The 11,695-nt window shown below is 41.9% G+C and carries 4 protein-coding genes; all 4 read left to right on the top strand.

The genetic code is table 11. The annotated features are described in order from the left end of the window. Positions 1–71 precede the first annotated feature (71 nt). A complete protein-coding gene (locus WC955_05165) occupies positions 72–854 on the top strand; it encodes a hypothetical protein (protein ID MFA5858436.1) in 783 nt (260 codons plus the stop codon). Beyond that, positions 854–1,447, top strand: a complete 594-nt coding sequence (locus WC955_05160) for a sigma-70 family RNA polymerase sigma factor (protein ID MFA5858435.1) — start codon at positions 854–856, stop codon at positions 1,445–1,447. The genes WC955_05165 and WC955_05160 overlap by 1 nt, the downstream gene beginning before the upstream one ends. A gap of 2 nt (positions 1,448–1,449) precedes the next feature. Then, on the top strand, positions 1,450–2,070 hold the full coding sequence (locus tag WC955_05155) for a hypothetical protein (GenBank protein ID MFA5858434.1): 621 nt from the start codon (positions 1,450–1,452) through the stop codon (positions 2,068–2,070). A 136-nt stretch (positions 2,071–2,206) separates the two neighbouring features. Further along, positions 2,207–11,695: carboxypeptidase-like regulatory domain-containing protein (locus WC955_05150; protein ID MFA5858433.1), on the top strand; the 9,489-nt coding region annotated here is incomplete at its 3' end.

Here is an 11,695-nt window from a genome sequence, read left to right as displayed (position 1 = left end):
CAATTATTGTTTAAACAACAATAATCATATTAATAGAGTAAATTATTTTCGGCAGGAGAGAAATCAGGTATATGATAGTAGCTACTAAAAGCAAGTTGTTACCCGTCACAATTATTTTGCTGGCGGGTATTTTTGTGACAAACTCTTTTTGTACGGGGGAACTAACTGGGTTGCAGGGGAGTATACGCACGCAGTTGGTGTCTAAACTTAAGTTTACCACGGAGCAGGTGAAAGATATCGAGCGGTTGATTAAAACATTGGATGATGACAGGTTGTCGACGGAATATGTACAGAAGAAAATCAATGAAGGTGTGGCTAAGAAAGCAAGTTTTGCTGAACTCCGGAGGGTTGTGAGTAACTGGGTTAACGCCATGAAAATCGCAGCGGGATTTGTGAGAAAAGCTAGGGGAAACGGTTTAACGGTACGGGATGAAAAGTATTGTGTGCAATTATTTGCGGAATGTCTGCAACGGGGATATGATATAAAGTTTTTGGATGAACTTGAAAAAGAAAGCAAAACCGCAGGTGTGTCAGTCGATAATTTATTGCATAAAGTACAGGATCATGTTTTACTTGTTGAAAACGGTGTGTCCAATCAGACAGCAAAACTGGTAATATCCTGGTCGATAAAGATGCAGCATAGTGAGTTCGCAAAGTATATGGACCTGATAACATTCGCACGGAAAAACGGAGTGGAAGGCGGGATGATGGATAATGAATTGGGCGAGTTGGTGAGGAAAAAGAAAAGTTTCGGGTGGTTTAAGCAGCGTATAGAGTTTTTGATAAAGAACCGCGCAAGGGATGAAGTAAGAAGCGAAGTTTTGAAGGATAAGAATAAGGAAAACCGGAAGTAATGGATGATAAACGCAGCGAGTTGGAACTTATAGAAGCAGTCATCAGTGGTGAAGTTGATGATTATGTACATCTCGTCAAACGGTACGAGTCGATGGTGTTTAATCTTGCTGTAAGGATGCTCCAGAATTTTGTTGAAGCACAGGATGTTTGCCAGGAGGTGTTTTTAAAAATATATCAGAACCTGAAAAAATACGATAGCGGATTTGCGTTCAAGGACTGGATATACAGAGTTACTGTTAATTTAACAAATGATAAGTTAAGAAAACGGAAATGGCAGTTTTTGTCATTGGATAAAAAGGTTGAGACTGATGACGGTGAAGTAATTTGGGCATTGCAGGAGGAAGGAAGTGATCCTGCGGTAAAGTTCGCTGTGAAGGATGAACAGCTGGTAGTACAAAAATTTGTTGATACATTACCATTAAAGTACCGCGTGATGATAGTTCTAAGGCATTGGGAAGGGTTGAAATATGAAGAAATCGCTAAAATATTAAATATGCCTGTGGGGACTGCTAAAACACGGGTTATACGCGCACAGGATAAGTTATATAAAAAAATGAAACTATTTTACCGCGAGAAACGTAATGATAAGTAAATATGGGAAATTGTAAGTATCGTAACAAGATTGAGCTGTTGGTGCGTAATGAACTTCCAGAAAGTGAAGTCATTGAAGTACGCAGCCATATGGATAGTTGTCAAACTTGTCTTGAATTGTTTGAATTCCTGAAAAAAATTGATAGTACCCGTGATAAATTGCGTGTGTTCAATCCGCCGGAATATTTTGCGGAACGCGTGGTTAATACTATAAAAAAAACTGTTGATACCGACGGTAATGTACAGATGAGCGTTTGGTTGGCTCGGGTTGTACAGGTGGTGCCCATAGCTGTTCTTGCAATAATTATGACAGTGCTGGTAGTTTATAAGGCCGGGAATTTTAGTAATGATACTTCGCGGAGAGTAATAGTGGACTTTACTTTTAAAGCAGAAGATGCGGCTACTGTTGCGTTGGCAGGAGATTTTAATAATTGGGACTGCGAAACTGCGAAGCTGGTGAAGTCTAATGGTACTTGGTGTATTAAAGTATCGCTTAAACCAGGTAGGTATCAGTACGTTTTTGTTTTAGATGATGCTACTTATGTAGCTGACCCTCAGGCAAAAGAGGTTGTGGATGACGGGTATGGCAGGAAGAACTCAATTATTGATGTTACTAAGATATAGTCATAAAAGGATGATTGATGTAATTGTGAAAAAAAATACAATTGACAATAGAGAGCTAAGGGTTATAAAATATACATTAATGTGCAAAAATGCATAAAGTAAAGAATTTTTTATTTTAAGTTTCAGGAGGAAAAGTATGAAGCGTAACCATGTGTTATGGAATGTGTTTGTTTTAACAGTTGCCGTGTTGTTCGGCAGTGTTGCGACTAGCGTCGCAGGGGTTATTGGTGGAATGATTACTTATAACGGCGTGTATGCAGACAGTAGTGCACCGTTAAAAGTAGCGGCATTTGAAAAACAAGGTGATACAATGCCGGTATGCGCGATGGACCTCGGGTCAGTAAAGACTGCAATACAAACTAACGGCGGTGTTTATACTTTAAATTATCCATCATTGGTATCGGGTAACACGTATTTTATAGAAGCTTTTATTGATTGTTTATCACCTGTCACAACCGGGTATGCGATAAGTAAAACAAAGGAAGAGCCATCCGGATGGAGTAGTATAGCAGTAGCATCAGAAACTGTTCAAAGTAACGTTATCTTTGCAATAAGTGACAAGACCGCGTTTCTTGATGGTGCGTACGCATACTATACCGGTACTGCTTATGAAGGAAAACCGTTGTTGATGGGTGTACAGGATATTGAAAGGACATCTGAATATTTTTGGAGTTCTTCCAGTACAATTCTTGTTTCAGGAACTACACAGTATCAGTTCCCTGATATTACAAATATTATCATGGGGAGAACATATAAGGTTAAAGCGTTTGTGGATGCAGATAATGACGGAGCATATGATGAAGGAGAGCCTTTCGGCGATATACTGACAAATTATAATGTTATGGCAGATACGGTTACGATAGGTGATGTTGCCGTAAACGATATGCTGACAGGCTTTATCACTGGAACATTGAGTTATAACCCTCCAATTTATTCAGATCATCAGGTTATAATCGGTATCACTCCGTTAATTCCGACTGAAATTGATCTTGGGAACACGTCAAACTACGCGAAGTTTGTTACAACGACAACTTCCTATCCATACAATTATTCGCTGAACTTAGCCGGGATCAGTACTACAAACTACACTTTAGTTGCTGTAATAGTCGGGCAAGGCAATAAAGTGCTGGCGAAGGATTATAGTGTGAGATCAACTTATACGCAGTGGACTAATCTTGCAGGAAAAAATCTTGCTATGACAAACCAGCGCGGGAAGATCATGGGTGTTATCAGTTACCCCGGGTCCAAAGCCGGTAATATGTACATCGGAGCGTTCGATAGCAGCAATTCTACCACGCCGGTCAATACCGTTGCGGTAGGACGAACAACTGAGACAAGTTGTGCTTATCAGCTTGACACGCTGGATTTTAATACGGACTACTGGATTCGCGCGTATGTTGATTGCTTTATCCCGAATGGCTCGTTTGATGTCGGGCGTACGACTGACGAACCAACAGGGTTCTATACTGATACAAACGGAAGTCTTTCGCCTATAAATATTTCGTCGACCTCAATAATGTATTCAAGTATTAACGTTGAAGTAAAAGACGTAATTGGCTCGATTTCTGGGACTATCGGCTATAACGGTAACTTTACGTCAGGAAACATTTATGTCGGAGCTTTTGATCTTTCAATAAGTAGTGAGAGTCCCTGCGCGATTGTTGGTGCTGGTTCTATCTCAGCCGGGACGACGCAGTATGCGTATTCTATTGGCGGATTGACTTCCGGGAATACTTTCTTCATGAAAGCGTATCTTGATTCTGTAGAGCCGTTTGGGGACATGAGTCCTTCTAATGGCGAAGCTTCCGGTCAACTTGGCGGAGATTACCCTCAAAGCGTTGTGTTAATCAATGACATAACTGCAGGAGCGAATTTCGAGATCAGAGACCCTGAACCGGGGAGTATTTCAGGAATGTTGTACTACAACAATCCTATATTTGCCGGTCGGCAGGTACTTATTGGTATTTCTAGTAATCCTATAACGGGTTCGCCTATGGATCCGTCAAATTACGCGGCATATATTACGCTGACACCTTCTCCAACGGATTATCCGTGCTCATTCAATTTGAGCTTAACAGGAATTCCAACAACAAATTATATGTTGATAGCATTAATTATGGGGCAGGATTATAAAATCATTGCTGCAACTTCTACAATGCATACGTTAACTCAATGGTCAAAAATAGGTGAGGGCCTTTCTATAGAAAATAAACGCGGTATACTAGGTGGTACCATGCAGTATTCCGGATTAAGAAGTGGGAATATTCATGTCGGTGCGTTTGCCAGCGCAGAAGCTTTGACACCGGTTAGTTATACTGTAATTGATGTAAACAAGATATCCGGTACCGCAATACAATACGAGATTGATACCGTTGATTTTGGTATGAATTATTGGGTACGCGCTTATATAGACTGTTTCATTCCTCAAGGTGGCGGGTATGATGTCGGATTTACCTCAAACGAACCTCAAGGTGTGTTCAGAGATACTAGCGGGAATATTTCACCAGCGGCGTGTTCTGTGTCTGTACCAAAAATGATGGGGGTTGATTTCCCGATTAAAGATCAGGTAGGAACTATTTCAGGTAATATTATTTATAACGGAGTGCGTTCCACAGGGACATTGTATGTAGGACTTTGGGATGTCGCTATTAGTTCACAGGGTCAAGGCGCACCGCAGATGTTTATAAACGCAGGAATGTTGTCTACAGGTCGTTCAACTTATTCATATACTTTTGATTTAGTACCGATTGGACATACATATTTGATACAGGCATATGTTGATTGTGATGCACCGTTTGGGGATCTTTCTCCTACTTCTGGTGAACCTTCAGGAAGAACTACAGATCCGGTATTTTTGTCGTCTTACCAGTCAGGAACTATAGATTTTGCGGTTATTGATTCGGCACCTGGATACCTCGCGGGAACAGTAAATTATACCGGCGGTGTTTACTTACTCCAACCAGTAACTATTGCGTTAGGTCATGGAAAACCGGGGCCAACATGGGGCGATGCAGGGAATGTAGTAGCGTATTCTACCGGTATTTCAGTTGCAACAAATGGGTGGCCGTATAGTTTTAATGTACCGATAGGTACTATACCTGATGCGACGGATTATTATTTGGCTATCATGATTGATGTGAATCCGGAACAAAACACCGGGCCGGAAGCGTATGTCGACCTCGGGCCATTGTCGTTGACAAAGTATTCTGTACATACAGATCTTGCCCTTAATATGGTAAATGTTTCTCTCCCTATCACCGGAAGTTTGACATACTCAGGGTCGAGTTCAATGTTGTATAAACCAGTAAAAATATCTCTCGGATACGGGGAATATGGAACGGTTGGGTATAACGAAGTTGCGTTTACTACAACCATTGTTGTGAGTTCGCAAGAGTATTATTTTAATGTGCATATGGATTCAAGTTATTATGTAAACGCTATCGTTGACATGAATAGCAATGGAATGTATGGCGATGTGGGAGATTTGATGCAACGTATAGGGCCAATAAACAATTTTGATCTTTCAAATAACAATAATATTGCGTTGGTTGGGCCGATCGCGGGGAATGGTTCTATTTCCTATTACGGTAATTATACGGGCAAGAATATGTTGATATCAGCCGGGATTCGTAAACCCGGGGCGAGTTTTACTCCATCTACTTCTACTATTGCCATGTCGAGTTACGGGTATTCGTATTACAACTTTGACCTACCGGTTCATACTGATGTTTTGGTTACAGCAATTATTGATGTAAACAATAACGGGATATTTAACCCAGCAGAAGGTGATTCATACGGTGAAATAGGGCCGATCGATACAACGAGTGGGAGTGCAAACTTGCCGACTTTGTATATTAACGACCAGGGTGGGTATATTAACCCGAATTTGAAGTATGAAGGTATTTATGGTGATAAAAATATTGTCGGGATGGTAGGGTATGGGCCTTATTCCACAGGTTGGGTACCGGTTGTGATGAGTTCACAGTCAATGGTAATGACAGAACCCACCGGCGGGACACAGTATAAACGTACTGATTTCTACTTTAACTTTACGTTAAGTAAAAACGCAACGAATTATTTTGTTGTAGGTTTTGTTGACCTCAACGGTGACCTGCAGTTCCAGGCAAACGAACCGTTTGGGCAGTTCGGGCCTGTAGAAGTTCCTGGCAGTAACAATTATCCTAATGTAGAAGTTATGGATAACCTCGGTGGGACCGGGAAAATTAATGGTAGTATAAATTATAGTGGCAGCTATACTTCGTATCAGTTGTACGTAGAACTGTATAGCGGAGATCCGTCGAATATATTACAGGCACAAAAGCTGGCAGTTAAGAAAATGTATCCAATGTCTTATCCTGTATCATATAGTTTCGGGACGTTACCAAATAGTGTGTCTTATTTTGTCCGTGCGGGTATAGATGTTACTTACAACGGATCGGTTGATAGCGATGAACCGATAGGGAAACGCGGGCCGATAGCTGTTAGCGCAACAAATTCGCCAATAGCGGATATTATATTGTCAACCGGTACCCTGGGTGAAGGGTATATCAACGGGCAGGTGTACTATAATGGTGAAGAATTCCGGGATAAACCGGTGTTCATCAATTTATGGAACGGTTTGCCGTCACTTACAACAAGTAAAGTAATCCGTAAAACGGTAATTACACCGTATAACTGGCCGATTTATTATAGTTTTAGTATGGTTCAGGCGTATAGCGGTTATTATGTGACTGCGGGTATAGACGCAAATAATGATGGAGTCGTTAATGCGGTAGTGGAACCGTTTATCCGTCGTGATCAGCCTATAACAATAGGTTCTACTTCTGAAACCAATAATGTTAGTGGCATAGATATGACAATACCATACAAATCAGCTACTGGATACAGTGGGAGTATAAGCGTGAATTATTCGTACAATTCACCGTCGCCTAAACAAGGTATGTACCGCGCATATTTAGGGCATGGGCAACCGGGGCCAAATTGGACACCTGTCAGAATAGCGACTAATACGTTGCAATACGGAAGTTTCTATTGGGCAGGCGTTCCTGATGCGGAAGATTGGGCAGTTTTCATTGGAGTTGATGTGGATAATAGCGGGCAAGTTAGCCCGGATACCGAACCTTTCGGGATGATATATCCAATAAGCGTTTCCAGTGGGTCAGCGCAGAATGTGTATGTTGAAGTGCGCGATCCTATGACCATGACAAACGCGATTGAAGGTAATGTGTATTATAGCGGTGTGCAAAGCGGGCGTACTTATGTTGAGGTTGGGAAGGTTTCGGATACAAGTTATACAAGATATGCTTGGATTGACGGGTCGTATTTCTCGTTCGTATCGCTTGATGGTGATTGTACATATTACATAAAAGGTTATAAGGACAGTAACAACGATTATATGAGAGATGGTACTGATCCGTCTACAGGATATAATAATGAATACCTGGTGTTTGTTCCAATGAACGGAAAAGCTACACAGATGATTTCTATGGCAGATCCTGTTGGGATGGAAAGCGGGACTGTAGATATAAAGGTATCATACGGGTTCAAGAGTATATCTCAAGGTGTAGTGCATGTGCAGTTCTCTAAGTATGATTCAGCGAATCCGGCAGCGTATTTCTCGCCGATATCACGTGATGCATCATTTGTTTCTACCAACACTGCAACGTTGAATACGAGTCTTCAGGTAGGGACTTACAAAGTTGGTGCGTATTGGGATAAAGATAATGACTATATGTACGAAAACTTTGAAGAACCCTGGGGCGATGCTGCACAAATGGTGACAGTATCTACTTCTGAGGTGAAGTATATGGATATTACATTGAAAGATCCTGTGGTATCCGGAGTTGAAGGTAATGTGAGTTACACAAATGCGCCCACGAATTTTCTTGGGCAGCTGGTAATCAGGGTGGTTGAAGCGCAGAGTCAGTCGATTGTGAATAGGCTGAAATTTGTTCCTTCTCCAACAATCCAGTTAACATTCCCGAAATTTTATCAAATTAGTAACATTACACCAAATACAACCTATTTCATCGTGGCATATCATGATATTAATATGTCAAACAGCATTGACCCGGGTGAACCGGTCAGCAAACGGCAGGTGTTTATTGCAGAGTCGATGGTAACTGTAAATCATACTATAGCGTTAGATACTACGAATATCGCAACTGGTGGAATCAGTGGTAAAGTAAAATATACCGGGACGAATACGATGAATGCGAATGTTTTGATTTATGTTTGGGAAAACGCGGTTGGCGGGCCTACTACGTTAGGTTCTTTTGTGATTAATAATTTCGAAATGGGTGAAGCGACTTATACAATTTATGGATTGGCGGATAAGTCAAATTATTACGTTGCAGCGTTTAAGGATATGAGTAACGATACTCAACAACAAAGTTATGAACCATCTGGTGAAGCGCTTAACCCTATTACTGTGACAGGTGGGAGGGTTACTGCAGGTAAGGATATTACGTTAGTAGATTTTGTGTCAGGTGACTCATCAATGCAGACAAGTACGTATACCATAAATATGATGATTCGTGAAGGCGAATGGGGTATGACGACTGGCGGAAGTAGTGGCCTATCAGGTGTGTCAGTACAGATTATTGATACTTATTCGGATTATAATTCGGATAATGACAAAGTTATTGCGTACGGTGTTACCGGTATCGTTAAAGGTACAGGCTCTAACCTTGACCCGTACAGAAATATTGAGTTCTCCGGTGTTGTACTCAAGATTTCAACGGATACGTATAATCCGTACAGGTATAATGTAAGACTAGCAAAAGAAGGTTATATTGCCAGTGGAATGGACGTTTTCGTGGATCAGTATTCCAATGCGGTAGTCAACCGCGACGGGTATTTACAGAAACGTATGTATGTAGTTTCTGTCAGCAGTATTAGCGTGGATACTGGTACAGATGATGGTATTAGTGTGAAAGCGATAATATCACCGGATGGGGATAATGTAAATGACAGGGCATATATCAGGTTCACCTATACTAACACTTATCAAGGTTCACAATCGTGGCAGAAGGGTGGAAGCGCGAAGATAACAGTTGATACGAACCGTGATGGTATATTCAACGCGTTTGACTGGCGGCAGATTGTATGGCAGATGGATCCTGCCAATCCAACTGGGCCTCAAGTGCCGTATAAAGACGGGGTGAAGATGACGTATGAAGATCTTAACCGTATGCAGGCTGGGTTCGACTGGGCAATGGATACATGGATTGATCAAGATCAGTTTATGTTGGGTGCAAGTACTCAGATGGCGGATAGTGTAAGAAAAGAAATTATGTGGGAAGGGCGGAACACTCAAGGGCAGTCTATGCCGGCAGGAGTTTATCCTGTAAAAATTGAATTGGACTCACCGAATTGGGATCCGTCAGATGGTATGGTGTTAAGCGATACTACTACGTTGAGTATAGAAATTAAATCTGCCGGAATCAGCGGGTATGTGAAATATGATGTCAAAGGAACAACTGATACAGCTGATGATTTGCCGGTGGAAGGTGCAAGAGTGAGTGCAGGTGGTGCGGGTTGTTGGGGTGAGGCCTATACGGATACTAATGGGTTCTATACAGTTGGTGGATTGAAAGCGACTACTGCTACTGAAAAAGCGTGGGCAAGTGTACAGGCTAAAGGATATACTTCGAGTGAGGTTGAGGATATCACGATCACAGCGGATACTATTACTCCGGATATTAATTTCAGTTTGCAGAAAGGTGCTACTGTTAAAGGGCAGATTGTTCTTCCTGCGGCAGTAGATTCGTGGTATGACCAATTTGGTAACCGCCGGAATGGTATCAGCGGGACTGTCACAGCAAGTAAGAGGGGATCGTATTCTTCAAACTTCACAGGTTTCTACCTGCAAAATCAGGTGACTACGTATTATGAAATAACTCTCTCTCCGGGTGATTATGAGATTTATGCGCATGCGGAAGGTGAAATGTATACAAGTAAACGTACAACTTTGACTATCACTTCAAGTGATGTGGAGTTGAATATTAACCTTGTACCTGCAATAAAGGTTATGGGATACGTTAAGTTACCCGCGACAAGCGAAGGGAATAATTATATTAATGTCGGCGGGCAAAGAAAAGACGGGCAGGTATCCGTTAACGGTTGGGGTAATATTATGCCGGGAAATACCACTGGGTATTTCCAGGTATACGGCGTGGTAGCCGACCCGACGCCGGGTAAGGCGGATAGTACAGACGATAATACGTATAGCATTCGCGTGCAGGTTAGTGGGTATGCTGAGAAAACGTTTGACTTGATAATAGGTACTGAATCGATGACGATACCGGATATGGTTGAGGTGGAAAAAGGCGGAATGATGATTGGGAAAGTGTTTGCTGATTGGACACCTGAACTGTATGAAGCGTATAAGGGACAGAAGCTTGTGATGCATGGGAGAGTTTCATCTGCTGATACCGGTTTCCTTCAACAGTCGTCAAATGAAGGGCCGGGAGCGATGTATATCGAACCGGCAACGTTTACAGTACGGTTGATACTCATGGGTGAAGATTCGCTGAAATATCTAGACATGGTCAATACTTCAACAACTATTCCACAAGGGATGAGTTTAAGTGATTATGAAATGATTAAACTGATGAACGAGTATTCGTATGCAATATCTGGTATGGCAAATGGGAAGTATAAGCTTGAAATTTGGACTGACATAATCTTCAATGCTGAACCTAAGTATGTTGAGGCTGTTGTCAATGGGACTACTACTGTTATTATGCAAACAATTACGCTTAAACAATTCTCCGGGAAAATACAGGGCGTAGTAACAGCTTCTACCGGTACGGTAGATTACAGCAAAGTAAGAGTTATGGCGTATATGCCATATTGGGAAGAAAAAGGGATTAAAGCGCGGATGGCAGAAGTTTCGACAACTGGATATTTCTCGATTGACGGGCTCGGGCTTGGAGAGTATATAGTTGTGGCGAATGAGTATTCAGTGCCTCCGTCTACAACAAATCCTAAGGGTGAACTCAGCGGGAATTTCGGGACGGTATTGTCAAGAATAAACGTGCCTTCGGAAGATACGCTTAGTTTAGTACTGCCTACAGGCGGGAAAATTTCAGGGGCTGTTTCTATTAAGTCTTCTAAGTATACTGCAGCAAATTTGGTTAACCAAAAAGTGTATGCAGTGCCGTTGTTAGCGGAACGTACCGGGACGAAAGTTACGCCGTTTGAAACAGTGATAACTTCTTCCGACGGAGTTTATGCTATCAGCGGGTTGAAGGAAGAAGTGTACAGAGTATTTATTGATCCGGATATCGACGTGACTAATGATAGCGGGACAATGAAGACGCCGGATGTTGCGATGATACCTCAGATGGTATCCTTGGCAGCGGGTGAACAAAAAACTGGGATCAATTTTGTACTTACTGACGGTCATAAGATTACCGGGTCGGTACAGCGTCCAGTCGCAGGGACGGCAGAGTCGTTTATAGTAACACTCTTCCTTGCCAGTACAAATGAGGAAGTTGCGTTTAAACGGTTAGATTTCACCGGGACTAATACCAGCGCGAGAACGTTGCCGTTTGAGTTTGCAAACATTACTTCCGGGAAGTATGTGATAAGAATTAAGTCAACGGATATTAGTTATAAG

This window comes from Elusimicrobiota bacterium (genome assembly GCA_041658405.1).
In the GTDB taxonomy this organism is placed as follows: Bacteria; Elusimicrobiota; UBA5214; order JBBAAG01; family JBBAAG01; genus JBBAAG01.
This window is presented reverse-complemented; position numbering and strand designations above follow the sequence as displayed.